Origin of the sequence: Curtobacterium sp. SL109, from assembly GCF_026672405.1 — a bacterium.
Lineage (GTDB): Bacteria > Actinomycetota > Actinomycetes > Actinomycetales > Microbacteriaceae > Curtobacterium.
On record NZ_JAPPRB010000002.1, the window covers coordinates 1,444,089 to 1,468,047 of the forward strand.

Here is a 23,959-nt window from a genome sequence, read left to right on the forward strand (position 1 = left end):
GTTAGAATCGACGCTGGTCCGTCCGGCGTGCAGGTGACACCGGCCAGGCCGCGGACAACCCGACGCGACAAGGAGCACTCCCGCATGGACACCGGTCTCATCACGACCCTGATCGTCGTCGGCGTCGTGGTCGTGCTCCTCGTGGTGGTCGGGATCTACCTCTGGGTCACGTACAACTCCCTCGTCACGCTGAAGGTCCGCGTGGACGAGGCCTGGAGCGACATCTCCGTGCAGCTCAAGCGCCGCGCCGACCTCATCCCCACGATCGTCAGCACGGTCAAGGGGTACGCGACGCACGAGAAGGCCGTGTTCGACGACGTCACGAAGGCCAGGGCGGAGACGCTCAACGCGGGTGACGCCGACCAGGCCTCCGCGGCCGAGGGGCACATGCAGAAGGCACTCAAGAGCGTGTTCGCCGTCGCCGAGGGGTACCCGCAGCTCCAGTCGAGCCAGAACTTCCTGCAGCTGCAGACCGAACTCGTCGACACCGAGGACAAGATCCAGTCCGCCAGGCGCTTCTACAACGGCGGCGTCCGCGAGCTCAACACGAAGATCAAGGTCTTCCCGAACTCGTCGTTCGCGAAGAGCCGCGGGTTCAGCGAGGCCTCCTTCTTCGAGACCACCGAACCCGCGGCGATCGCCGAGCCGCCGCGCGTCCAGTTCTGACACGGCGGCACGGCCCCCTCGCATGTACAGCGCCATCGCGCGCAACAAGCGCAACACCGTCGTGATCGTCCTGGTCTTCCTGGTGGTCATCGGGGCGCTCGGGTTCCTCGGCGGGTACCTCGCCGGCAACGTCTCCATCGGGTTCATCGTGCTGGTCGTGGCCCTCGGCTACGCGCTCCTGCAGTACTTCACCGCAGCGCGCCAGGCCACGGCGATCGCCGGCGGCATCGAGATCGACCGCACGACGGAACCCCGGCTCTGGCGCACCGTGGAGAACCTGGCGATCGCGACGGGCACGCCGATGCCGCGCGTGTACGTCATCCGTGACCCGGCCCCGAACGCCTTCGCCACCGGCCGTGACCCCGAGCACGCCGTGGTCGCGGCGACCACCGGGCTGCTCGAGCTCATGGACGACCAGGAGCTCCAGGGCGTCATGGCGCACGAACTCGGCCACGTCCGGAACCACGACATCCGGGTCTCGACGATGGTGTTCGGGCTCGTCGTCGCCGTCGGGCTGATCGCCGACGTGCTCCTGCGCATCTCGGTCGTCAGCGGGCTGTCCGGCGGGCGGAACCGCAACAGCGACAACGGCGGCGGCGCGAACCCGATCCTGCTCGTCGCCGGCCTCGCCGCGGTGGTCGTGGCGCCGATCGCGGCGATGGGGGTGCAGGCCGCGGTGTCCCGGCAGCGCGAGTACCTGGCGGACGCCACCGGCGCGCTGACCACCCGGCACCCGGAGGGACTCGCCAGGGCGCTCGAGAAGCTCGGCGCGTACGGCCAGCCGATGCAGACGCAGAACTCCGCGATGGCGCACCTGTGGATCGCCGACCCGATGCGGCCCGGCGTGATGGACCGGCTGTTCTGGACGCACCCGCCGCTGCCGGACCGCAGCGCCCGTCTGCGCGGGATCCAGGACCACTTCTAGGGAGCGGGAGCGTCGCCGTCCGCGGTGACCGCGGCCGCGTCGGCGTCGTCGGCCGCCTGGTGCGGGACGAGCGGCACACCGAGGGCCCCCGCGACCCGCGCCGCCGCCGTGCCGCGGTCGGTGACCTCGACGCCGTCGAGCCCCTGCCACGCCGCCGCAGCCCGCAGGGTCACGGCGAGGCGCTCGGCGTCGATCTGCGCCGTGTCCTGGTCCCAGGCGGTCCGCACCCGCAGGACCCCGCGCTGCCGGTCGCTCTTCAGGTCGACCCGGCCCACGAGGGCGTCGTCCTGCAGCACCGGCAGCACGTAGTACCCGAACACCCGCTTCGGCGCGGGCGTGTAGATCTCGATCCGGTAGTGGAAGTCGTACATCCGCTCGGCCCGGCGCCGGAACCACACGACGGGGTCGAACGGACTCAGCAGGGCGTCCGCCGTCATCGTGCGGGGCACCCGGGCGTCGGCGTGCAGCCAGGCGCGCTCCCGCCAGCCCTCGACCTGCACGGGCAGGAGCACGCCGGCGTCCTGCAGGTCGGCGATCGCGGCCGCGGTGTCGTCCGAGCGCAGGCGGTAGTGGTCCGCGATGTCCGCCCGGGTGCCGACCCCGATCGCCCGCGTGGCCCGGGCGACGAGGTCGCGGATGGCGTCCGGCCGCGCGGGGGCGTCGTCGAGGAACCCGGCGGGGAGCACCTGGTCCGGCAGGGCGTACACGCGCTCGAACCCGGCGCGACCGGCGCTGACGACGTCGCCCCACCGGAACATCTGCTCGAGCCCGGTCTTGACGTCGCTCCAGCCCCACCACGGTCCGCGACGGACGTTCGACTCGTGCTCCACCGCGCTCGCGGGCATCGGACCCTCGGCCGCGAGCAGGGCACGGAGTTCCTGCCGGACACCGGCGGTGCGCTCGACCCAGGCGGCGCGGGTGGGGCCGGCGTCCCGCTCGCGCATCGCGTCCATCTTCCAGCGGAACAGCTTCAGGTCGTCGCGCGGGACGAAGGCGGCCTCGTGCGCCCAGTACTCGACGTACGGTCCTCGCTTCGTGAACGTCAGGCGGTCGAGTGCCGTGCGGTCGTAGGCACCGAGCCGCGCGAACAACGGCAGGTAGTGGCTGCGTTCGAAGACGTTCACGGAGTCGATCTGCAGCAGGCCGAGCCGCCCGATCGTCGCGGTCAGGGAGCGGGTCGTGACCGGGTCGGTCTTGGCACGTCCGAAGCCCTGCGCCGCCAGGCTGACGCGGCGTGCCTCGGCGGCGGAGAGCGTGGTGCGAGCCATGCGACCGACCCTACTGAGCACCGCCGACGACGCCTGCCAGTACCCACATGTCGCATCTGGAACCCGACGGGCGGGCCCGCGGATAGGATCGGCGGCATGGCTTGGGGCAAGAAGAACCGTGACGCACCCGCACCCGTACCCGCACCCGTGGTCGTGACGCCGAGGACGCACCCCGACCCCGTGGTCGAGGACGCGGTCCCGACGGGCGTCCGCATCGCGGGTGCCTGGTCGTGGCGCGTGCTCGTCGTCGTCGGGGTGATCGCGCTCTTCATCTGGCTGATGACGGTCTTCAGCGAGATCCTCATCCCGTTCCTCGTCGGCATCGTCATCTCGGCGCTCCTCGTCCCGATCTCGAACTGGCTGCAGCGGCACCACGTGCCGAAGTGGCTCGCGATCGTGATGAGCCTGCTCGGGGGCATCGCCGCCGTCGGCGCACTGATCTGGCTCGTCGTCGACCAGGTCATCGCGTCGTACCCCTCGCTCCGCGACCGCACGGTGGACCAGTACGCGAACATCAAGGACCTCGTCCTGAACTCCGGCCTGGGCATCACGCAGGGCGACGTCAACGGCTGGCTGGACGACGGCACGAAGTGGCTGCAGGACAACTCCGCGTCGATCCTGTCCGGGGTCGCCAGCGCCGGTTCCGGGGCCACCCACGCGTTCGAAGCCCTGTTCATCGTCCTGTTCACGACGATCTTCCTGCTCATCGACGGCAAGAACGTCTGGCGCTGGACCGTCCGGCTCTTCCCGCGCAAGGCCCGTGCGGCCGTCGACGGCGCCGGTGTCGCGGGGTGGATCACCCTCACCAGCTTCATCCGCGTGCAGATCTTCGTCGCCTTCGTCGACGCGGTCGGCATCGGCGGCGGTGCGTTCATCGTCGGGCTGTTCTTCGGCGGCATGCCGCTCGTGATCCCGATCGCCGCGTTCGTGTTCCTCGGGGCGTTCATCCCCGTCGTCGGCGCGATCGTGACCGGGTTCCTGGCGATCTTCGTCGCGCTCATCTTCAACGGCCCGGTGGCCGCGGTGCTCGTCCTGGCCGTCGTGCTCCTGGTGCAGCAGATCGAGGGCCACATCCTGCAGCCGCTCGTGATGGGCAACGCCGTGAAGGTGCACCCCCTCGCGGTCGTCCTCGGCGTCACCGCGTCGGCTGGTCTCGCCGGCATCGCCGGTGCGTTCTTCGCCGTCCCGCTCATCGCCACCCTGAACGCCATGGTCACGACCATCGCGAGTGGACGCTGGCGTCGACTCGACTCCGACCACGTGCTCGAGGCCACCCCGAAGCGCGGCCAGCACGGGCAGCTCCAGCTGATGCGCCGCCGTCGGCACAAGGTCGGCGACGACGTCCCGGCTCCCGGCAGCGACAAGGCCCCCGCGGCGGCTGAGGGAACGGCGAGCACCAACTAGCGTCACGGGTTCGGCATCGGGCTCCCGACCGACGATGATGGGACCGTGACCGACACCACTGCGCCGACGATCCCCACCCTGGACGACATCGAGAAGGCGCGCGAGACGATCGCGGGGGTCGCCCGGGTCACGCCGATGGAGACCTCGCAGTTCCTCGCCGAGGTCCTCGGGTCCCCGGTGCACCTGAAGTGCGAGAACCTGCAGCGCACCGGGGCGTACAAGCTCCGCGGTGCGTACAACCGGCTCTCCGCGCTGACCGAGGAGCAGCGGGCCGCGGGCGTCGTCGCCGCGAGTGCCGGCAACCACGCCCAGGGCGTCGCACTGGCGGCCCGGGAGCTCGGCATCCCGGCGACGATCTTCACCCCGGTCGGGGTCGCCCTGCCGAAGCTGCAGGCCACGCGCCACTACGGCGCCGAGGTCGTGCTCCGCGGCCACTCGGTGGAAGAAGCCCTGTCCGCCGCGAAGGACTTCGCCGCCCACACCGGCGCCGTCTTCATCCCGCCGTTCGACCACCCCGCGGTGATCGCCGGGCAGGGCACCGTGGGCCTCGAGATCGTCGACCAGGTCCCCGACGTCGACACCGTCGTCGTGCCGATCGGCGGCGGCGGGGTCATCTCCGGCATCGCGATCGCGGTGAAGGGCCTGGCGGAACGCCTCGGCCGGACCATCCGGGTCATCGGGGTGCAGGCCGAGAACGCCGCCGCGTACCCGGACTCCCTCGACGCCGGCGAACCGGTCACGATCACCACGACCCCGACGATCGCCGACGGCATCGCGGTGGCCCGCCCCGGCGACATGAACTTCCCGATCATCCGCGACCTGGTCGACGAGATCGTCACCGTGTCCGACGACGACGTCGCCCGCGCGCTCCTGGTGCTGCTCGAGCGCGCCAAGCTCGTGGTCGAGGCCGCCGGTGCGGTCGGTGTCGCGGCGATCATGGCCGGCTCCGTGCGGGACACCGGCCGGACGGTGGTGCTGCTCAGCGGCGGCAACATCGACCCGCTCATGATGGAGCGGATCATCACGCGGGGCCTGGTCGCCGCCTCGCGCTACATCGGCATCCGGATCATGCTGCCGGACCGTCCCGGCCAGCTCGCGCGCGTGGCGCAGGTCATCTCCGACGCCGGTGCGAACGTGGTCGAGGTCCTCCACACCCGGCACGGCCAGGGACTCGTCATCAGCGAGGTCGCGCTCGACCTGTCGATCGAGGCCCGCGGCCCGGACCACGCCGACGAGGTCATCCAGCGGCTCCACGAGGCGGGCTTCCGCCCGGAACGGCTCCTGCAGACCCCCTGACCGTCGCCGGGTGCCGGGGTCGGCCCCGGACATGACGGGAGGCCCGCGGCGATCCCGCCACGGGCCTCCCGTCATGTCCGGGCTGACAGCCCGGCTGCGCGCTACGGCTCGTAGCGCTCGACCTTCGTCACCTCGACGGCGATCTCCTTGCCGTTCGGCGCCGTGTACGTGGCGGAGTCACCGGCGCGCAGGCCGACGATGGCCGCACCGACCGGGCTGACGGGGCTGTAGACGGTGAGGTCCGAGCCCTCGGCCACGATCTCGCGGCTGCCGACCAGGAACGTCGACGGGTCGCCGGCGATCGTGGCGGTGACGACGGTGCCCGGTTCGACGGTGCCGTCGAAGACGGCCTCGGTCACGGTGGCCGTCTTCAGCAGGTTGGTGAGGACGCGGATGCGGGCCTCGATCTTGCCCTGCTCGTCCTTGGCGGCGTGGTAGCCGCCGTTCTCCTTGAGGTCGCCCTCTTCACGAGCGGCCTCGATGCGGCGCGCGATCTCGGCACGGCCCTCGCCGCTCAGCTCCTCGAGCTCGCCCTTGAGGCGGTCGTGTGCCTCTTGCGTGAGCCAGGTGGCCTGCGTGTCGTTGCTCATGTCGTCAGTCCCTTCGACCATGAAGAACGAGACCGACCGGAGCGGTCGGTCTCGTCAGGCGAATCAGGGCAGTCTAGGGAACCCAGCAGGTGTGGATCAAGCCGGTCACGCCGCGTGTCGTCGTGTTGACGTCGGTCGTGATCGTCCGCGAGCGCTCGGTCGCCGGGGGCAGCGTCACGGTCTTCCAGCCGACGATCGTGTACGACTTGTCGAGCACCTGGACCGTGCACTCGGCGGCCGTCCCGGGGTCGACCGACACCTGCGAGTGCACGACCGCCTTGTGCGTGGAGAGGATCTGGTAGCCGACGTCGTCGGAGTCGAGCCCGTGCGAGGTCTGCCCGGGGCCGGCCCAGATCACCCAGGCACCGAACACGACGACGATGGCGGCCGCAGCGGCGATCGCGATCGTCCTGGTGCGGCGCGACCGGCCGGCGGTGCGGCCGTAGCGGTCGTCGAGGGTGGCCGTGGTGCTCGGGTTCAGCTGTTCGGACAGTTCGGGGCTCCCGGGGTGATTATCCTGATCCCAGGGTAGTTCACGCCTGCCGTGCGCCACCTCCGACCCCGACCCCACCCGTGAGGATCCACCCGTGCCACATCGTCTGATGGCCGTCCACGCCCATCCCGATGACGAGTCGAGCAAGGGGGCTGCCACGTCGGCGAAGTACGTGGCCGAGGGCAACGAGGTCCTCGTCGTCTCCTGCACCGGCGGCGAGGCCGGCGACATCCTCAACGAGGACCTGCCCGCGCCCGCGATGAGCCGCGCGCACCGGGACATGGCCGGCTTCCGGCGCGGGGAGATGGCCGCGGCACAGGCCGCGCTCGGCATCGAGCACGTCTGGCTCGGCTACCACGACTCCGGGCTGCCCGACGCCGAGAAGGGCGAGACCGTGCGCCCCGGTACCTTCGCCACCGTGCCGCTGGAGTACTCGACCGAGGCGCTCGTCCGCGTGGTCCGTCGCTTCCGTCCGCACGTGCTCGTCACCTACGACGAGAACGGCGGCTACCCGCACCCGGACCACATCCGCACGCACGAGGTCTCGATGGCCGCCTGGCGCGACGCCGCCGACCCCTCGAAGTACCCCGACGCGGGCGAGCCGTGGGCGGTCGCGAAGCTCTACTACGAGCGCACCATGAACCCGCGTCGCTTCACCGCGTTCTACGAAGCCATCAAGGAACGCGAGCCCGACAGCCCCCTCGTCGAGCAGCTCGGCGAGTGGGTGCAGCGGTTCGCGGACCGGCCCGACCTGGCGACCAGCCACGTCGACGTGCACGAGTACTTCGACGCCCGCGACGCCGCCCTGCGCGCCCACGCCAGCCAGGTGCCGCCGAACAGTCCCTTCTTCTACTGGCCGAACGACCTCCTCGCGACGGTGTGGCCGACCGAGGACTACCAGCTCGTCGAGGCCCGCGTGCCCACCGAGCTGCCCGAGTCCGACCTCTTCGCGGGGATCCCAGCCGAACAGGACGTCACCGCGTGACCACCATCGCAGCAGTGCTCGCTGCCACCCCGAGCCCCAGCCCGACCTCGGCCGTGCCCGACGTCGACGTCACCCCGGGCGTCGCCGGCTTCATCGCGATCGCAGTCGTCGCCGTCGTGACGATCCTGCTGCTCGTCGACATGACGCGCCGCATCCGTCGCACCCGCTACCGCGCCGAGATCCGGGAGCGCTTCGAGGCCGAGGCCCGGAACGGCGGCCCGCTCACGGACGAGCCGGCGCGTCGCGCCGACGAGGACGGCCGCACCGACGTCGGGGACGACACCGAGCGCGGCTAGCGAGCCAGGCACCCGAGGGACAGGAGGCGCGGGGCGACACCGCCACGAGCCTCCCGTCCGTTCGTGGTCACCGCCGGCACCCGACCTGCCGGGCCGACCGTCAGCGGACCGGGTGCAGCGCCACCAGGAGGATGCCCGCCCACTGCGCGGCGAAGGCCGCGACGGTGAGGGCGTGGAAGACCTCGTGGAAGCCGAAGAACGTCGGTGAGGGGTTCGGCCGCTTGAAGCCGTACACCGCCGCGCCGACGACGTAGGCGAGTCCGCCGGCCAGCACGAGCACGGTCATCGGGACGCTCGCGGCGAAGAGCTGCGGCAGGATCCCGAGGGCCGCGCAGCCGAGCGCCAGGTAGAGCGGCACGTACAGCCAGCGTGGCGCCCCGATCCAGAAGACGCGGGAGGCGATGCCGAGCAGGGCGCCGCCCCACATCACCCAGAGCACCACGACCATCAGCGTGTGCGGCAGGGCGCAGACGGCCACGGGTGTGTACGTCCCCGCGATGAGCAGGAAGATGTTCGTGTGGTCGATCCGCTTGAGGACCCGCTTGACGACCGGGCCCCAGGGGAAGCGGTGGTAGGTCGCGGAGACGCCGAACATGACGAGCGACGTCCCCATGAACACCGCGGTGCCGGCCTTCGCCGCCGGGGTCGCCGCGAGGCTCACGAGGACGATCCCCATCGCGAGGGCGAACGGGAACGTGCCGAGGTGGATCCAGCCGCGCCAGGCCGGACGTTCGTCGGCTGCGGTGGCTGCCTCTTCCGTGAAGGGGACGTGGGGGAGGGTGCCGGTGTCCCTGTCCTGGTGCATGCTCCGACGATATCGCCGGGTCACCACACCGCCGGCTGGGAGTCGGCGCCGAGCGCGGGTGCACTACGCTCGTCGCGTGACGGGCAGGCTGGGATGGGCGGGACGCGGGATCCTCTACCGCGCCTACCAGAAGCGCATCCGGAAGCAGATCGACGGAGCGCCGACGCCGAAGCACGTCGCCATGATCGTCGACGGGAACCGCCGCTGGGCGAAGCAGCTCGGCCTCGAGACCGCCGCGCACGGACACCGAGCCGGTGCCGCGAAGATCCCCGAGTTCCTGTCGTGGTGTGACGACCTCGACGTGCAGGTCGTCACGCTGTACCTGCTGTCGGCGGACAACCTCAAGGGCCGCGGGGGCGACGAGCTCGAGCAGCTCATCAGCATCATCGCCGACCTGGCCGACCGGCTGGCCGACCACAAGCAGTGGCGCGTGCAGCACGTCGGGTCGAACGACGGACTGCCGGACGGGCTCGTCACGACGCTCGCGGACGCCGCAGCCCGGAGCGCCGGGCACACCGGGCTGCACATCAACCTCGCCGTCGGGTACGGGGGACGGCGGGAGATCGCGGACGCCATGCGCAGCATCGTCCGCGCACACGGCGAGGGCGGCGGCACGCTCGACACCCTGGCCGAGGTCCTGACCCCCGAGCTCATCGGCGACCACCTGTACACGCAGGGGCAGCCGGACCCGGACCTGATGATCCGGACCTCGGGCGAGCAGCGCCTGTCGGACTTCATGCTGTGGCAGAGCGCCCACAGCGAGTTCTACTTCGTCGAGGCCTTCTACCCCGACCTGCGCGAGGTGGACTTCCTGCGCGCGGTCCGCGACTTCGGGCTCCGCTCACGGCGGTTCGGCGGCTGAACCACTGCGTCGATCGGCTGAGGCCGAGGCGTGCATTCGCGACCACCCGGTCGTCCCAGTAGTCTCTCAGGGTTCTGTTCCTGTGAAAGGTGCACCCCGTGACCACGATCGACGAGTACGCCGCCGGCTTCGCCGAGGAGCCCGGCTACCTCGACCACGCCGCCTTCGGCCCGGTGCAGACCGCCGTGCTCGAGGAGCAGCGGGTCCTCGGCACCATCCAGGCGCACATGCGGTTCGGTGCGATGGAGACCCTCGACGAGCAGGACGCCCGCGTCCGTGCCGTCGCCGCCCGCATGGTCGGACGCCGGGAGGACCAGGTCGTGTCCCAGTCGGCCACCACCCCCGGCCTGCTGCACACCGCCTTCGGCATCACCGGTGGGGTCCTCGTCGCCGCGGACGAGTACCCGTCGATGCCCCTCGCCCTCGCCAGCGCCGCGTCGGCCACCGGCGGGCGCGTCCGTCCGGTCGTCATCGAGTCGGGTGCCGGCTGGGTCACGCCGTCGCTGGTCGCGTCCCGGCTCGCGGACGCGCAGGACGAGGTCACCGCCGTCGCCGTGTCCCTGGTCGACTGGCGCACCGGCTACCGCACCGACCTCGCCGGCCTCCGCGAGGTCATCGGCGACCGGCTGCTCATCGTCGACGCGATCCAGGGCTTCGGCGTCGTGGACGCCCCCTACGAGCTCGCGGACGTCGTCGCCACGGGGGCCAGAAGTGGCTGCACGCCGGGTGGGGCACCGGCTTCACGGCGTTCAGCGACCGCGCGATCGAGCGGCTCCGTCCCGCGCTCTCCGGCCCGCACGGCACGACGGGGTGGCCCCTCGAGGTGCCGTCCGTGCGACCGGGCGCCGCCGGCTTCACGATGAGCCGGATCGACCCGGTGGCACAGGCCCGCATGGCCGTGTCGCTCGAGCGGCTCACCGCCGTCGGTGTCGCGGCCGTGCAGGAGCGCGTCGCCGACCGGGTCGAGCGCGTCTTCGACATCGCCGACGAGTTCGGGCTCGAGGTCGAGTCCAGCCGCGACCCCGCCGAGCGCGCGGGCATCGTCGTGCTGCGCCCCGCCGAGGGACGCCTCACGGCACTGTCGGCCGCGCTGCACAACCACGGGGTCACCGTGAGCGCGCGACTCGGGACCGTGCGGGTCTCGGTGTTCGCGTCGACCACCGACGAGACGCTCGACATGTTCCGGGACGCCTGCATCTCCTACGCCACGTCGTTCTGACGTCCGGAGCGCGCACCCAGGGGCTGTTCACGCGACCGTAACCGAGGAATCCGCGTGTCGATCTCGACGCCGACACGGGCTCGTCGTAGCGTCAGCGCCATCGGGCACCGAGCCCGATCGAAGCGGCCACAGTCGGTGCTTCGAGACCCGCTCCGTGGCCGCGTGAGGACAAGGACCGGGTCGTTCGCGGCCCGGGGATGGAGTGGTCGTGACCTCTCAGAACGTCTCCCGCGGAACCTCGTCAGCAGCGTCGACCTCGGCGTCGGCCGACCGGTCGACCAGCACCGCCCAGCGCACCTACGTGCTGGACACCTCGGTGCTGCTGAGTGATCCGCGAGCCCTGTTCCGGTTCGACGAGCACGCCGTGGTGCTGCCCGTCGTGGTCGTCAGCGAGCTCGAGTCGAAGCGCAACGACCCGGAGATCGGCTACTTCGCCCGCCAGGCGCTCCGGATCCTCGACGAGCTCCGGGTCGAGCACGAGCGGCTCGACTTCCCCGTCGCGGTCGGTGACGGTGGCTCGCTCCGCGTCGAGCTGAACCACTCGAACCAGTCGGTGCTGCCGTCCGGGCTGCAGCTCGGCGACAACGACTCCCGCATCCTCGCCGTCGCGATGAACCTGGCGAACGACGGCCTCGACGTGGTCGTCGTCTCGAAGGACCTCCCGCTCCGCGTCAAGGCCGCCTCGGTCGGGCTGGCCGCCCAGGAGTACCGCGCCGAGCTCGCCGTCGACTCCGGGTACACCGGCATCACCGACCTGCAGGTCTCGGGCAGCGAGATGACCCACCTCTACGAGCAGGAGGAGATCACCTCCGCCGCGCTCGAGGGCGTCCCGGTCAACACCGGCGTCGTCATCCACTCCGAGCGCGGATCAGCACTCGGACGCGTGCACACACCCGGAGCCGTCGCCCTGGTCCGGGGCGACCGCGAGGTCTTCGGCCTGCGCGGCCGTTCCGCCGAGCAGCGCCTGGCCATCGACGCCCTGCTCGACCCGGAGATCGGCATCGTCTCCCTCGGCGGCAGCGCGGGCACTGGCAAGTCCGCCCTGGCCCTGTGCGCCGGACTGGAGGCCGTGCTCGAACGGCAGCAGCACAAGAAGATCATGGTGTTCCGCCCGCTCTACGCCGTCGGTGGCCAGGAGCTCGGCTTCCTGCCCGGCGACGCCAACGAGAAGATGAACCCCTGGGCGCAGGCGGTCTACGACACCCTCGGCGCGCTGGTCTCCGACAACGTGCTGGACGAGGTGGTCGAGCGCGGCATGCTCGAGGTGCTCCCGCTGACCCACATCCGTGGCCGCTCCCTGCACGACGCCTTCGTGATCGTCGACGAGGCCCAGTCCCTCGAGCGCAACGTGCTCCTGACGATGCTCTCCCGCATCGGCCAGAACTCGCGCGTGGTCCTGACCCACGACGTCGCCCAGCGCGACAACCTGCGCGTCGGCCGGCACGACGGGGTCGCCTCGGTGATCGAGCGGCTCAAGGGACACCCGCTGTTCGCGCACGTCACGTTGACCCGGTCGGAGCGCTCGGCGATCGCGGCGCTGGTGACGGAGATGCTGGACTCGCCGGACCTGGTGTAGCGCTCGGGTCGCGGCTCGGGTCGCGGTTCTGGTCACCCTGACGGACGGGAGGCCCGGTGCCAGCTGGCACCGGGCCTCCCGTCCGTCACGTGGTGCGCGGGCGCGCTCAGTTCGGGTGGGTCATGCGGAGGACGTCGAGGGCCTCGTCGAGCTGGGCCTCGGTCACCTCGCCACGCTCGACGTGGCCGAGGGCCACGACGGCCTCGCGGACGGTGACGCCCTCGGCGACGGCGTACTTCGCGACCTTGGCGGCTGCCTCGTAGCCGATGGCCCGGTTGAGCGGCGTCACGATGGACGGCGACGACTCCGCGAGGGCCCGGGCGCGCTCCAGGTTCGCCTGCAGGCCGTCGATCGTCTTGTCCGCGAGGACCCGCGAGCTGTTCGCCAGCAGCCGGATGGACTCGAGCAGGGCGGTGCCCATCACGGGGATGGCGACGTTGAGCTCGAACGCGCCGGACGCTCCCGCCCAGGAGACGGTGGCGTCGTTGCCGATGACCCGGGCCGCGACCATGAGGGTGGCCTCGGGGATCACCGGGTTGACCTTGCCGGGCATGATCGAGGACCCGGGCTGCAGGTCGGGGATGTGCAGCTCGCCGAGCCCGGTGTTCGGACCGGAGCCCATCCAGCGCAGGTCGTTGTTGATCTTCGTCAGGCTGACCGCCAGCACCTTGAGCGCGCCGGAGGCCTCGACGAGGGCGTCGCGCGCCCCCTGGGCCTCGAAGTGGTCGAGGGCCTCGGTGATCGGCAGGCCGGTGTCCTCGGCGAGCTGCGCGATGACCTGCTGCGGGAAGCCCTTCGGGGTGTTGATGCCCGTGCCGACGGCGGTGCCGCCGAGCGGGACCTCGGCCACGCGGGGGAGCGTGGCGTTCACACGCTCGATGCCGAGCCGGACCTGGCGGGCGTAGCCGCCGAACTCCTGGCCGAGCGTCACCGGGGTGGCGTCCATCAGGTGCGTCCGCCCGGACTTCACCGCGTCCGCCCACTCGACGGCCTTGCGCTCGAGCGACTCGGCGAGGTGCTCGAGGGCCGGCACCAGGGACCGGATCAGGGCGTCGGTGACGGCGACGTGGACCGAGGTCGGGAAGACGTCGTTCGAGGACTGCGAGGCGTTGACGTGGTCGTTCGGGTGCACGGCGTCGCCGGCGATGTCGGAGGCGAGGGTCGCGAGGACCTCGTTCATGTTCATGTTCGACGACGTGCCGCTGCCGGTCTGGTAGACGTCGACGGGGAACTGGTCGTGGTGCTCGCCGGCGATGATCGTGTCGGCAGCCTGCTGGATCGCGTCGGCCACGCTGCCGTCGATGATCCCGAGCTGCCCGTTCACGATGGCCGCCGCACGCTTGATCCGTGCGAGGGCGATGATCTGTGCGGGCTCGAGGCCGGTGCCGGAGATCGGGAAGTTCTCGACGGCACGCTGGGTCTGCGCACGGTAGAGGGCCGAGGCCGGCACGCGGACCTCGCCCATCGTGTCGTGTTCGATCCGGTAGTCGCCGGTGGTGTCGGTCGCGGTGGTGTCGGTCGTCGCGGTGGTGTCGGTCACGTCGTCGTGGTCCTTCCTGGTGGTGCTGCCGGACGCGGTCACGTCCGGCTGGTTCTGTCGGTCGGGTTGGCCGTCCGGCTGGTCCTGTCGGTCGGGTTCACCGTCCGGCTGGTCGGGGCGCTGCACGCCGGTCCCGTGGGCCTGGAGGTCAGGCGTCGCCCACGACGGTGTCGATCGCGACCTCGCCCGTGGCGAGGTCGTAGGTCGCACCGACCACGGCCAACCTACCCTCGGCGATGGCGTCGGAGACGGCTCCTGAGCGTTCGAGGACCGCACGCAGCGTGGCTTCCAGGTGGGCGGCGCCGATGGCTTCCTGGGGGATGTCGGCGTCGGTGGCGCGGACGCGCTCGACGCTGGGGGCGATGGCGTCCACGAGGGCCTGCAGGTGCGGGGCCGGGACGGGCTCACCGGACCGGGCGGCGGCGACGGCTCCGCACCGGGTGTGGCGGAGGACGACGACGAGCGGGGTCCCGAGGGCGACGACGGCGAACTCGATCGAGCCGAGCACGACGTCGTCCACGATCTGTCCGGCGTTGCGGATCGCGAAGACGTCGCCGATGCCCGCGTCGAACACGTGCTCGAACGGCACGCGTGAGTCGGAGCAGCCGAGGACCGTCGCGAAGGGCGCCTGGGAGCCCTCGAGCTCGGTCCGGCGCTGTGGGTCGATGCGGCCGGTGCGGCGCTTGTCGGAGGCGAACCGGGCGTTGCCCTCGACGAGCAGACGGAGGGCTTCAGCGGGGGTGGACGCGGCGCGGTCGGTCATGTGGTTCGGCTCCTCGGTGCTGCTGCGGGGGGTCGGGCTGGTTCGGGGGTGGTGGGGCTACGAGCTGAGTTGCTTCGCCACGGCGCCGGCGACCGCGCGGAAGGAGGCGTCGTCAGCGGTGCCGGCGAGCACGATGGTGTCCGTGCCGAAGGTCCCGACGAGTGAGTAGAGCTCGTTGCCGGCGTCCTGGCCTTCGTCGCGGCGGTCGTACACGGTCCACTTCGTGCCGCCGATCGAGCGGGTGCCGGTGGCGCGGTGCTGGTCGAGCTGGTTCGCGACCCAGGTCGGGTTGGCCCCGATGCCCTGCTGCATGCCGATGTACTGCTTGTCGGGCGTCAGGAAGCCGACCGTCCAGACGTCGACCCCGTCGGCGGTCTTGTCCGTGTAGTCGGCTCGGTTGGACGAGTAGCCCTTCGGGAGCGCCGGCGCAGCCAGGGTCACGCCGGGCACGTCCGCCTGGTCGGCGACCTGGCGGTAGTCGACGTTGCGGTCCACGGTGCTGTCGGGTCGTGCGACGACGGCGACGAGGAAGAGCACGATGCCGAGCGAGGCGATGAGCGCGAGCACGAGGTTGAACGCGGTCTGGTGCTCCTTGCGGGAGCGTCGCGCGGTGTCCTTGCGGAGCCAGGTCTCCTCGGCCGTCTCGGGGCGGCCGAGCTCGGCGACGATCGGGCGGCCGGTGTCCGGGTCGCTCATCGGTCGGCGTCCGAGGAGTCGGAGGCGGCCCGGGCGGCATCCAGTCGGGCGCGGGCGCCGACGAGCCATTCCTCGCACCGGGCGGCGAGGGCTTCGCCGCGTTCCCAGAGCGTGAGCGAGCGTTCGAGCGTGGCAGAGCCCTGCTCGAGTTCGCCGACCACGCGCACGAGTTCGTCGCGGGCGGCCTCGTACGTCAGGGACCGGACGTCGGACTGCTCGGCTGGTGCGGACTGCTCCTCGGTTGACACGTCTCGATCCTACCGAGGGTCCACCGACGCCACCGTGTGCGGGGTGCGCCTGTGGAGAACGTCGTCCGGGGTCGTCACGGTGCTCAGCCCTCGCCGTCCGGGCCGGGACCCTCTGCGGTCAGCGTGCCGGTCGCGGTGCCGGCGCCGAGCGTGACGCGGACGTCCGCGGTGCCGTCGAGGTCCGAGGCCGCACGCACGACCGCACCGTCGCCCGTCTGCACGATGGCGTACCCGCGGCGGAGCGTGTCGCGGGGGGAGAGGGCCCGGAGTCGTCCGGTGAGGTGTCCGACGTCGGCATGGGACCGTTCGATGCGTCGGTCGAGCAGCTCGCGGGCGCGGGAGAGGTCGCGGGCCACCTCTTCTGCGCGGGTGTCGACGAGCCAGGCGGTGGACGCGAGTGCCGGCCGCGAGCGCAGGGCCGCGATGCGGTCGGCCTCCACCGACAGGGTGTGGGAGAGCCGGAGTCCGATCCGGGCACGGGCCTGGCGGACGTTCGCGAGCTCCTCGGCGACGTCGGGGACCACGCGCTTGGCGGCGTCGGTCGGGGTGGACGCGCGGAGGTCGGCGACGTCGTCGAGGAGCGGCCGGTCGGCCTCGTGCCCGATGGCGGAGACGATCGGCGTGGTGGCCGCGGCTGCCGCACGGACGAGGCCTTCGTCGCTGAAGCCGAGCAGGTTCTGGAAGTCGCCGCCACCGCGGGCGATGACGATGACGTCGACCTCGGGGTCGGCGTCGAGCTCCTGGATCGCCGCCGTGACCTCGCCGACGGTGCGGTCGCCCTGCACCGCGGTGTGGACGGTCCGGAACTCGACGTGCGGCCACCGCAGCTGGGCGTTCCGCTTGACGTCCTTCTCGGCGTCGGAGTCCTTGCCCGTGATCAGGCCGATGCGGTGCGGCAGGAACGGCAGGCGCCGTTTGCGGGAGACGTCGAACAGGCCTTCCTCGGCCAGGGTCCGGCGGAGCCGTTCGAGGCGTTCGAGCAGGTCACCGAGCCCGACGTGCTTCATCTCGACGACCTGCATCGTCAGGGAGCCGCCCTTGACCCAGTAGTTCGGCTTGACCGCCGCGACCACCCTGGCCCCCTGCTTGAGGTCGGCGGGCACCCGGGAACGGACGCTCGACCAGATCGAGAAGGACACGGTGGCGTCGACCTCGAGGTCCTTGAGCTTGCCGTAGACGTTGCCGCCCGCGACGTTCCACTGGGTGATCTCGCCCTCGATCCAGGCGGTGCCGAGGCGGTCGATCCAGTCCCGGAGCTTCGCGCCGAGCAGCGCGACCGGCCATGGGTTGTCGGCCGTCGGTGGGCCCTGTTCGATCGCCATCGTGCTCCTCTGCGGTGGTGCGGTCCCCATGGTGCCGGACACCCCTGACGATCCGCGTCCGGGTGGCCCGTCCGCCACCCTCCGCGCCCCCAGCGTGTGTCGGTCCCGCTCACCTATCATCGGGGACGTGACGATCACCAACGGCCACTCGGTCCCGCTCGCTCCGCCGCGCAGCCCAGCGCCGCGTGGTCGGCTGCGGAACGACCCGGTCGCCGGCAGCAAGAAGGTCCTGCTCGCGGCACCCCGTGGGTACTGCGCCGGCGTCGACCGCGCGGTGATCGCCGTCGAGAAGGCCCTGGAGCAGTACGGCGAGCCCGTCTACGTCCGCAAGCAGATCGTCCACAACGTGCACGTCGTGTCGACGCTCGAACAGCGCGGCGCGGTCTTCGTCGACGACGTGGACGAGGTCCCGCGCGGATCCCACGTCGTGTTCAGCGCCCACGGTGTCTCACCCGCGGTCGTCGCCGGTGCGGCCGCCCGTGACCTGCACGCCATCGACGCCACCTGCCCCCTGGTCACGAAGGTCCACCGCGAGGCCACCCGCTTCGCCAAGGCCGAGCGCACCATCATCCTGATCGGGCACACCGGCCACGAAGAGGTCGAGGGCACCATGGGTCACGCGCCCGAGCGGACGATCCTCGTGAACGGCCCCGCCGACGTCGCCGCACTGACCGTGGATGACCCCGACAACCTCGTCTGGCTGTCCCAGACCACGCTGAGCGTCGACGAGACGATGGAGACCGTCCGGCTCCTGCGCGAGAAGTTCCCGACCATCGAGAACCCGCCCTCGGACGACATCTGCTACGCCACCCAGAACCGGCAGGTCGCGATCAAGAAGGTCGCGCCGCAGGCCGACCTCGTCATCGTGGTCGGGTCCGCCAACTCCTCGAACAGCGTCCGCCTGGTCGACGTGGCGCTCGAGTACGGGGCCACGGCGGCGCACCGCGTGGACTACGCCGAGGAGATCCGGCAGGAGTGGCTCGACGGCGTCCAGACCGTCGGGGTCACCAGTGGCGCCTCGGTGCCCGAGCAACTCGTGCACGAGGTCCTCGAGCAGCTCGCCGACGCCGGCTACGGCACGGTGGAAGAGGTCGTCACGGCGCACGAGGACCTGATGTTCTCGCTCCCCAAGGAACTCCGCACCGACGCATCGGGCAACGCCACGCGCGGGCTCGGCGGGCGGCGCCGATGAGCGCGCGGGGTGACTGGACGGCGGCGCCTGACCGTGACCGCGGAGTGCCGCCGCAGGTGGCCGGCACTGACGCCGACGCTGCGGGCGTCTCCGGCTCCCGGCCGCAGGGCCGTCCCGCGCCGCAGTACGGCGAGTACGCCCCCGAGGGCTGGGTGAACCCGGTCCTCGTCGAGCAGGAACGCCTCGAGCGGCAGCAGGCGGAGCGGGACCGTCCCGAGCAGCAACCTGGGCCGCGGACCATGGCCGCCAAGCGTCCCGACACTGGCTCCGGACGAGCCCCGGCAGCTGCCGGCACGCCCGTCGCCGCGCGCTTCGGTGCGTCACCGGCGGACTTCCTGCTCACGGTGATGCTGCTCGCCTTCGGGCTCGTCTCGGTGCTGCAGTCGCTGGCCTTCCGCTCGGTGGCCGCCAACCTGGCCCGGGAACTCGAGCTCCGCTACACCGAGATGTCAGACCCCGGAGCCCTGGTGGGTGCCGCGCTCGTCAGCGCGATCGGCGGCCTCGTGCTGTTCGTGCTCGTCGCGTGGTGGTCGGTCGTGCGCCTGCGCAACCGGAAGCGCACGGTCTGGGTGCCGCTGCTCGGCGGGCTCGTCGCCTCGGTGCTGACGCTGTCGGCGTTCCTCACCGTGATGCTGCACGACGACCACTTCGTCGCCTGGTTCATGCAGCACGCGGGCGGCTGACCCCGATCGCGTCCCGGCACCGAGACCCGCTGAGGAGCGTGCCCGGTGCCGGTCAGCCGGCGAGGAACGCGGCCAGGGCACCGTGCAGTGCGGCCAGGTCCTCGACGTGGACCAGTTCGCGCACGGAGTGCATCGACAGCAGTCCGACGCCGATGTCCACCGTCGGGATGCCGAGTCGCGTCGCCGCGATCGGCCCGATGGTCGAGCCACCGGGGATCGTGTTGACGTTCACGAACGGCTGGTACGTCACGCCGGCGGCGTCGCAGGCAGCGGCGAACACGGCCTCGCCCTTCGCCTCGGTCATGTAGCGCTGGTTCGCGCTGGTCTTCAGCAGCGGACCACCGCCCGGTCGCGGGCGGTTGGTCGGGTCGTGCTTCTCGGAGTAGTTCGGGTGGACCAGGTGCCCGGCGTCGCTCGAGAGCAACCAGGAGGCCCGGAACGCCCGCGCGGCCTCGGACCGGGTGGCGCCGAGGCCCTCCTGCACGCGGCCGAGCACGTCCTCGAGGAACGGGCCGCCCGCACCGGACGGCGTCGCCGACCCGACTTCCTCGTGGTCGAACGCGGCGAAGACCGGGACGTGGTCGCCGTCCGCGGGAGCGTCGACGATGCCGCGGAGCCCGGCGTGCACGCTCGTCAGGTTGTCCATCCGGCCCGACGCCAGGAACGAGGCGTCGATGCCGACCCGGGCGGGCGCCTGCGTGTCGGCGAGGAAGAGGTCCCACGAGACAGCTGTCTCGCCGACCCGGCCGCGGAGCCACGCGAGGACATCGACCCCGCCGGCGCTCGTGCCGTCCGTCCCGACCACGGGGAGCGTGTGCCGCTGCCGGTCGATCTCGGCGCCGGCGTTCACGCCGCGGTCGAGGTGGATCGCCAGGTTCGGGATGCGCGCCACCGCGTCGGTGTCGAGGAGCGTGACGGTGCCGTCCGTGTGCACGACCCGTCCGGCGATGCGGAGGTCGCGGTCGAACCACGTCGACAGGATCGGACCGCCGTAGACCTCGACGTTGAGCTGCTCCCACCCGCCGACACGGACGACGGGGTTCGGCTTGAGGCGGAACCCGGGGGAGTCGGTGTGGGCCCCGAGGATCCGGAACGGCGTCGTCGCGGTGGCGCCGGCGGGGAGACGCCAGGCGATGACGGCACCGTCACGCACGACGACGTAGGCGCCGGGATCGGTCGGCCAGGCGTCGCGCTCGTCGAGCTCGGTGAACCCGGCGGCGACGAGCCGGTCACGGGCCACGGCGGCGGCGTGGAACGCCGTCGGCGACGCGGTGACGAAGTGGGCGAACTCGGAGGCGATGGCGTCGACGGTCACCCGACCATGGTGGCACGGCCGTGAGGTGACCAGACGCAGCACTGGCCGCGCCCTGCGGACGCGGCCAGTGCCTCCAGGCGGTGTGGAGCGGGGTCAGCTCTGGCTGTGTCCGGCCGAACCGAGGACCTTGGCGGCCTCGCCGACGCGAGCGGCCATGGCGGTCTCGGCGACCTTGCCCCAGGCGCGCGGGTCGTACTGCTTCTTGTTGCCGACCTCGCCGTCGAGCTTCAGGACGCCCTCGTAGTTGCTGAACATCGAACCGGCGATCGACCGCGTGAACGCGTACTGCGTGTCCGTGTCGATGTTCATCTTGATGACGCCGTTGCGCACGGCCTCGTGGATCTCGTCGTCGGTCGAGCCGGAGCCGCCGTGGAAGACGAGGTCGAGGGGGTTCTCGCCGGTGCCGTGCTTCGCGGCGACCGCTGCCTGGATCTCACCGAGGAGCTCCGGACGCAGCTTCACGTTGCCCGGCTTGTAGACGCCGTGCACGTTGCCGAAGGTGAGGGCAGCGATCCAGCGACCCTTGTCCCCGAGACCGAGCGCGTCGACGACCCGCTCGACGTCGCCCGAGGTCGTGTAGAGCGCGTCGTTGGTGCCCTCGTGCTCGACGCCGTCCTCTTCGCCGCCGACGACGCCGATCTCGACCTCGAGAATGGCGTTGATGTTGCGGGTCTTCTCGATCATCGTGCGGGCGATCTCGATGTTCTCGTCGAGCGGCACGGCCGAGCCGTCCCACATGTGCGACTGGAAGATCGGGTTGCGACCGTGACGGACCTCTTCCTCGCTCGCCGCGATGAGCGGCAGGACGAACCCGTCGAGGGCGTCCTTCGGGCAGTGGTCCGTGTGGAGCGCGACGGTGATCGGGTAGTTCTTGGCGACCTCGTGCGCGAACGCCGCCATGGCGAGCGCCCCGGCGGCACGGTTCTTCACGGTCTGGCCGGCGAAGTAGTCGGCACCGCCGGTCGTCACCTGGATGATGCCGTCCGACCCGGCCTCGGTCAGGCCCTGGAGGACCGCGTTGATGGTCTGCGACGAGGACACGTTGACCGCGGGGTAGGCGAACTTGCCGGCCTTCGCGCGGTCGATCATCTCGGCGTACTGTTCCGGCGTTGCGATGGGCACGTGATCTCCTTCGACTTCGGTGATGTCCGGACCGATCGTAGTCAGCCGGTCTGGAGTGTGACCCGGGCGGCGTTGCACGTCCGTCCGCTCGGCGGCTCACGCGGGCCGCGCTCGGTAGGCTGCAGTACGTGACTCCCACGACTGAGACCGGTTCCCTCTTCCTGCAGCCCGACCGCAACCTGGCCCTCGAACTCGTCCGCGCGACCGAGGCCGCCGCGATCCGCGCGCAACCGTGGGTCGGCCGGGGGGAGAAGAACCTCGCGGACGGTGCTGCCGTCGACGCGATGCGCAAGTTCCTCGGTACCGTCAACTTCGACGGCGTGGTCGTCATCGGCGAGGGCGAGAAGGACAACGCCCCGATGCTCTACAACGGCGAGCACGTCGGCAACGGCCACGGCCCGGCCTGCGACATCGCGGTCGACCCGATCGACGGCACCTCGCTGACCGCCGCCGGCCGCCAGAACGCCATCTCCGTGATGGCCGTCTCCGACCGCGGATCGATGTACGACCCGTCGGCCGTGTTCTACATGGACAAGATCGCCGCCGGGCCCGAGGGCCGCGGGGTCCTCGACCTCGAGAAGCCGATCGGCGACAACATCCGCGCGCTTGCGAAGGCCAAGGGCAAGGACCTCGAGGACATGGTCGTCGCCGTGCTCGACCGCCCCCGCCACGACGAGCTCATCCGTGCGATCCGTGCCACGGGCGCCGGCACCCGCCTGCTGCTCGACGGTGACGTCGCCGGTGGCATCGCGGCGGCCCTGCCCGGCTCGAACATCGACATGTGCGTCGGCGTCGGCGGCACCCCCGAGGGCATCATCACCGCGTGCGCGATCAAGGCGCTCGGTGGGGTGCTGCTCGGCAAGCTCCAGCCGAAGGACGACGAGGAGCGCGAGCGGGCCATCGCGGCCGGCCACGACCTCGACAAGGTCCTCGACCAGGACGACCTGGTCACGGGGGACAACACGTTCTTCGTGGCGACGGGTGTCACCGACGGCGTGCTCGTCGACGGTGTCCGTCGCTCGCGTGGCGTCATCCACACCGACTCGCTCGTGCTCCGGTCGCGCTCGAACACGATCCGTCGCATCCAGGCGGACCACCGCGCCGAGAAGTGGTTCTGATCCACAGGGTCTGACCTGGCGCTGACCGACGCCGCACAACCAGAACCCGCTCGAACCACGGACATCCGTGGCGCGAGCGGGTTCCTGTTGTGCGAACCCAGCGCCCAGCGCGCAGCGCCCGCGCGTCAGTCCTCGTCGAGGGCGCCCACGAGCTCCGGTGCCGTGAGCAGCCGCGGCTCGTCCTCGACCACGGTGGGTTCCGCGATGACCTTCGACTCGTCGAGCATCGACAGCCGTCGGGCACTCGGCAGCACCTGCCGTTCGAGCGACCCCACGAAGCGGTTGTAGTCGACGACCGAGCCGCGGATCGACCGCCCGAGCTTGTCGACGTGCGTCGCCATCGTCGTGAGCCGGCCGTGGAGTTCGCGGGCGACCCGGAAGAGCTCGCGGGCCTCGGTCGTGACGACGTCCTGCTGCCACGAGAACGCCACGGTCTTGAGCACCGACCACAGCGTGACCGGGGACGCCAGGGCGACCCGCTTGCGGAACGCGTGGTCGAGCAGCCCGGGGTCCGCGGCCAGGGCGCTGGCGATGAGGGACTCCGACGGGATGAACGCCACCGTGAGCTCGGGGGAGGCGTCGTAGCCCGACCAGTACTCCCGCGCGGCGAGGGCGTCCACGTGTGCCCGCAGGGCCTTGACGTGCTGCGTCATGAGCGTGGCACGACGAGCGCCTTCGGCCCCCGTGGCACTGGCGGGGATCGCCACCGCCTGCAGGTACGCGGTGAAGGGCACCTTGGCGTCCACCGCGATGCTCTTGCCGCCGGGCAGGTGCACGATCATGTCCGGGCGTGCGGCACCGGCGGACGTCGTCACCGAGGACTGCACGTCGAAGTCGACCCGTTCGAGCAGCCCGGCGGCCTCGACCACGTTGCGCAGCTGGGTCTCGCCCCAGACGCCCCGGGTGCTGTTCGAGGTGAGTGCGCTCGCGAGGGTCTCGGCGGTGGCGCGGAGCCGTTCCTCGGACTCGGCGGCGGACCGCAGCTGCGTGGAGATGGCGCCGTACTGCTCGCTGCGGGCCCGCTCGAGCTCGGCGATCTTCGCGCGCATCACGTCGAGGGTCTCGGCGACGGGGCTCAGCGCCGTGAGCACCTTGGACTCGTCCTGCGACCGGGCGGTCTCGGCGCCGTGCATGCGCTCGACGAGGTGCTCCAGCTCGGCTGACCGCCGTTCGAGCGAGTCCACCTGCCGGCGGTACTGGGTGTCCTGCGCGTCGAGGCGTTCCTCGGCGTCCTGGCGGACCTCGGAGAGACGCGCACGGAGGGCGTCGGCGGTGGCGACGGCCGTCGCGGCGGACGCGCCGGCGCGGGAACGCGCGAGCGACCACGCGACGGCGGCGCCGGCGAGGGCGCCGATCAGCAGGCCGACGAGCAGGGCGGAGATGTCCATGCCCAGACCTTCCCAGGTCCCACCGACAGCAGCGGGGCGGACGCGGGCGAGCCTCCAGAACGGACCGGGAGGCGACCAGCTGACCACCGGAGCGGACCAGCCGAACCATGTCATGACATTAGGCCAAGGATGATGTACAGTCGTGATCGTCCGCCGATGAAGCCGCACGGAAGGTCCCCTCGCGTCG

At 71.5% G+C, this 23,959-nt stretch carries 25 protein-coding genes; 13 read left to right on the forward strand and 12 right to left on the reverse strand.

Features of this window, described 5'->3' with window-relative positions:
- The first annotated feature begins 84 nt into the window (after window positions 1–84).
- A complete protein-coding gene (locus OVA28_RS08390; RefSeq protein ID WP_194661208.1) occupies window positions 85–666 on the forward strand; it encodes a LemA family protein in 582 nt (193 codons plus the stop codon).
- Between the two features lie 22 nt (window positions 667–688).
- The gene (locus OVA28_RS08395) at window positions 689–1,591 is read left to right on the forward strand and encodes a M48 family metallopeptidase (RefSeq protein ID WP_268096586.1); all 903 of its coding nucleotides are present in this window, start codon (window positions 689–691) and stop codon (window positions 1,589–1,591) included.
- Here the strand turns inward: OVA28_RS08395 and OVA28_RS08400 are convergent.
- Complete coding sequence (locus OVA28_RS08400; protein ID WP_268096587.1) at window positions 1,588–2,859, reverse strand: winged helix-turn-helix domain-containing protein; 1,272 nt, start codon at window positions 2,857–2,859, stop codon at window positions 1,588–1,590. The two genes, OVA28_RS08395 and OVA28_RS08400, sit on opposite strands and share 4 nt — an antisense overlap.
- Window positions 2,860–2,955: 96 nt before the next feature.
- On the opposite strand from OVA28_RS08400, the gene OVA28_RS08405 reads away from it, so the two are divergent.
- Window positions 2,956–4,263 (forward strand): AI-2E family transporter, encoded by a 1,308-nt coding sequence (locus OVA28_RS08405; RefSeq protein ID WP_228505227.1) that lies wholly within the window; start codon window positions 2,956–2,958, stop codon window positions 4,261–4,263.
- A gap of 45 nt (window positions 4,264–4,308) precedes the next feature.
- Window positions 4,309–5,559: a threonine ammonia-lyase gene (ilvA, locus tag OVA28_RS08410; RefSeq protein WP_194661205.1), complete on the forward strand. Its 1,251-nt coding sequence runs from the start codon at window positions 4,309–4,311 to the stop codon at window positions 5,557–5,559.
- 101 nt (window positions 5,560–5,660) lie between these two features.
- Here the strand turns inward: ilvA and greA are convergent, their stop codons facing one another.
- Both greA and OVA28_RS08420 read right to left on the reverse strand, forming a co-directional pair.
- On the reverse strand, window positions 5,661–6,149 hold the full coding sequence (greA, locus tag OVA28_RS08415; RefSeq protein ID WP_071279270.1) for a transcription elongation factor GreA: 489 nt from the start codon (window positions 6,147–6,149) through the stop codon (window positions 5,661–5,663).
- 73 nt (window positions 6,150–6,222) lie between these two features.
- Window positions 6,223–6,702, reverse strand: a complete 480-nt coding sequence (locus OVA28_RS08420) for a DUF4307 domain-containing protein (RefSeq protein WP_194661204.1) — start codon at window positions 6,700–6,702, stop codon at window positions 6,223–6,225.
- A 34-nt stretch (window positions 6,703–6,736) separates the two neighbouring features.
- On the opposite strand from OVA28_RS08420, the gene mca reads away from it, so the two are divergent.
- Complete coding sequence (gene mca, locus OVA28_RS08425; RefSeq protein ID WP_268096588.1) at window positions 6,737–7,627, forward strand: mycothiol conjugate amidase Mca; 891 nt, start codon at window positions 6,737–6,739, stop codon at window positions 7,625–7,627.
- Window positions 7,624–7,923 (forward strand): hypothetical protein, encoded by a 300-nt coding sequence (locus tag OVA28_RS08430; protein ID WP_194661203.1) that lies wholly within the window; start codon window positions 7,624–7,626, stop codon window positions 7,921–7,923. Before mca ends, OVA28_RS08430 begins: the two co-directional genes overlap by 4 nt.
- 100 nt (window positions 7,924–8,023) lie before the next feature.
- Here the strand turns inward: OVA28_RS08430 and trhA are convergent, their stop codons facing one another.
- Window positions 8,024–8,728 (reverse strand): PAQR family membrane homeostasis protein TrhA, encoded by a 705-nt coding sequence (trhA, locus tag OVA28_RS08435; RefSeq protein WP_268096589.1) that lies wholly within the window; start codon window positions 8,726–8,728, stop codon window positions 8,024–8,026.
- Between the two features lie 76 nt (window positions 8,729–8,804).
- Between trhA and OVA28_RS08440 the strand changes: the two genes are divergently transcribed.
- From OVA28_RS08440 to OVA28_RS08455, 4 genes are all read left to right on the forward strand, one after another.
- Window positions 8,805–9,590 carry an isoprenyl transferase gene (locus tag OVA28_RS08440; protein ID WP_268096590.1) on the forward strand — a complete coding sequence of 262 codons (786 nt, stop codon included), beginning with the start codon at window positions 8,805–8,807 and terminating at the stop codon, window positions 9,588–9,590.
- Window positions 9,591–9,688: 98 nt separating this feature from the next.
- Window positions 9,689–10,453 carry a hypothetical protein gene (locus OVA28_RS08445; protein ID WP_268096591.1) on the forward strand — a complete coding sequence of 255 codons (765 nt, stop codon included), beginning with the start codon at window positions 9,689–9,691 and terminating at the stop codon, window positions 10,451–10,453.
- On the forward strand, window positions 10,423–10,809 hold the full coding sequence (locus OVA28_RS08450) for a hypothetical protein (RefSeq protein WP_268096592.1): 387 nt from the start codon (window positions 10,423–10,425) through the stop codon (window positions 10,807–10,809). The genes OVA28_RS08445 and OVA28_RS08450 overlap by 31 nt, the downstream gene beginning before the upstream one ends.
- A gap of 202 nt (window positions 10,810–11,011) precedes the next feature.
- Window positions 11,012–12,385, forward strand: coding sequence for a PhoH family protein (locus OVA28_RS08455; protein ID WP_268096593.1), 1,374 nt, complete (start codon window positions 11,012–11,014; stop codon window positions 12,383–12,385).
- Between the two features lie 106 nt (window positions 12,386–12,491).
- Here the strand turns inward: OVA28_RS08455 and OVA28_RS08460 are convergent, their stop codons facing one another.
- The 5 genes from OVA28_RS08460 to xseA form a co-directional block, all read right to left on the reverse strand.
- A complete protein-coding gene (locus OVA28_RS08460; protein ID WP_268098180.1) occupies window positions 12,492–13,925 on the reverse strand; it encodes a class II fumarate hydratase in 1,434 nt (477 codons plus the stop codon).
- Window positions 13,926–14,073: 148 nt separating this feature from the next.
- The gene (locus tag OVA28_RS08465; RefSeq protein ID WP_194660537.1) at window positions 14,074–14,688 is read right to left on the reverse strand and encodes a carbonic anhydrase; all 615 of its coding nucleotides are present in this window, start codon (window positions 14,686–14,688) and stop codon (window positions 14,074–14,076) included.
- Between the two features lie 57 nt (window positions 14,689–14,745).
- Window positions 14,746–15,384, reverse strand: a complete 639-nt coding sequence (locus tag OVA28_RS08470) for a DUF4245 domain-containing protein (RefSeq protein WP_268096594.1) — start codon at window positions 15,382–15,384, stop codon at window positions 14,746–14,748.
- Window positions 15,381–15,632: an exodeoxyribonuclease VII small subunit gene (locus tag OVA28_RS08475; protein ID WP_194660539.1), complete on the reverse strand. Its 252-nt coding sequence runs from the start codon at window positions 15,630–15,632 to the stop codon at window positions 15,381–15,383. The genes OVA28_RS08470 and OVA28_RS08475 overlap by 4 nt, the downstream gene beginning before the upstream one ends.
- Before the next feature lie 83 nt (window positions 15,633–15,715).
- Window positions 15,716–16,954 carry an exodeoxyribonuclease VII large subunit gene (gene xseA / locus OVA28_RS08480; RefSeq protein WP_268096595.1) on the reverse strand — a complete coding sequence of 413 codons (1,239 nt, stop codon included), beginning with the start codon at window positions 16,952–16,954 and terminating at the stop codon, window positions 15,716–15,718.
- 127 nt (window positions 16,955–17,081) lie between these two features.
- Here xseA and OVA28_RS08485 point away from each other — a divergent pair, with 127 nt between their 5' ends.
- Together OVA28_RS08485 and OVA28_RS08490 are read left to right on the forward strand one after the other, a co-directional pair.
- On the forward strand, window positions 17,082–18,146 hold the full coding sequence (locus OVA28_RS08485; protein WP_416354639.1) for a 4-hydroxy-3-methylbut-2-enyl diphosphate reductase: 1,065 nt from the start codon (window positions 17,082–17,084) through the stop codon (window positions 18,144–18,146).
- Between the two features lie 56 nt (window positions 18,147–18,202).
- A complete protein-coding gene (locus OVA28_RS08490; protein ID WP_268096598.1) occupies window positions 18,203–18,829 on the forward strand; it encodes a DUF6264 family protein in 627 nt (208 codons plus the stop codon).
- A gap of 52 nt (window positions 18,830–18,881) precedes the next feature.
- On the opposite strand, the gene OVA28_RS08495 is transcribed toward OVA28_RS08490, so the two are convergent.
- Window positions 18,882–20,144, reverse strand: a complete 1,263-nt coding sequence (locus OVA28_RS08495) for a M18 family aminopeptidase (RefSeq protein WP_268096599.1) — start codon at window positions 20,142–20,144, stop codon at window positions 18,882–18,884.
- Between the two features lie 93 nt (window positions 20,145–20,237).
- Window positions 20,238–21,266 (reverse strand): class II fructose-bisphosphate aldolase, encoded by a 1,029-nt coding sequence (gene fbaA / locus OVA28_RS08500; protein WP_194629590.1) that lies wholly within the window; start codon window positions 21,264–21,266, stop codon window positions 20,238–20,240.
- Between the two features lie 128 nt (window positions 21,267–21,394).
- On the opposite strand from fbaA, the gene glpX reads away from it, so the two are divergent.
- Window positions 21,395–22,384: a class II fructose-bisphosphatase gene (gene glpX / locus OVA28_RS08505; RefSeq protein ID WP_071272137.1), complete on the forward strand. Its 990-nt coding sequence runs from the start codon at window positions 21,395–21,397 to the stop codon at window positions 22,382–22,384.
- Window positions 22,385–22,509: 125 nt separating this feature from the next.
- Here glpX and rmuC read toward each other — a convergent pair whose 3' ends face one another.
- Entirely contained in the window at window positions 22,510–23,772 is a 1,263-nt protein-coding gene (rmuC, locus tag OVA28_RS08510) for a DNA recombination protein RmuC (RefSeq protein WP_194660545.1), read from the reverse strand.
- Window positions 23,773–23,959 lie beyond the last annotated feature (187 nt).

Coding starts and splice junctions, on each gene's coding strand:
- OVA28_RS08390 (WP_194661208.1), top strand. CDS start 85: ATGGACACCGGTCTCATCACGACCCTGATCGTCGTCGGCGTCGTGGTC.
- OVA28_RS08395 (WP_268096586.1), top strand. CDS start 689: ATGTACAGCGCCATCGCGCGCAACAAGCGCAACACCGTCGTGATCGTC.
- OVA28_RS08400 (WP_268096587.1), bottom strand. CDS start 2,859: ATGGCTCGCACCACGCTCTCCGCCGCCGAGGCACGCCGCGTCAGCCTG.
- OVA28_RS08405 (WP_228505227.1), top strand. CDS start 2,956: ATGGCTTGGGGCAAGAAGAACCGTGACGCACCCGCACCCGTACCCGCA.
- greA (WP_071279270.1), bottom strand. CDS start 6,149: ATGAGCAACGACACGCAGGCCACCTGGCTCACGCAAGAGGCACACGAC.
- trhA (WP_268096589.1), bottom strand. CDS start 8,728: ATGCACCAGGACAGGGACACCGGCACCCTCCCCCACGTCCCCTTCACG.
- OVA28_RS08465 (WP_194660537.1), bottom strand. CDS start 14,688: ATGACCGACCGCGCCGCGTCCACCCCCGCTGAAGCCCTCCGTCTGCTC.
- OVA28_RS08470 (WP_268096594.1), bottom strand. CDS start 15,384: ATGAGCGACCCGGACACCGGCCGCCCGATCGTCGCCGAGCTCGGCCGC.
- xseA (WP_268096595.1), bottom strand. CDS start 16,954: ATGGCGATCGAACAGGGCCCACCGACGGCCGACAACCCATGGCCGGTC.
- rmuC (WP_194660545.1), bottom strand. CDS start 23,772: ATGGACATCTCCGCCCTGCTCGTCGGCCTGCTGATCGGCGCCCTCGCC.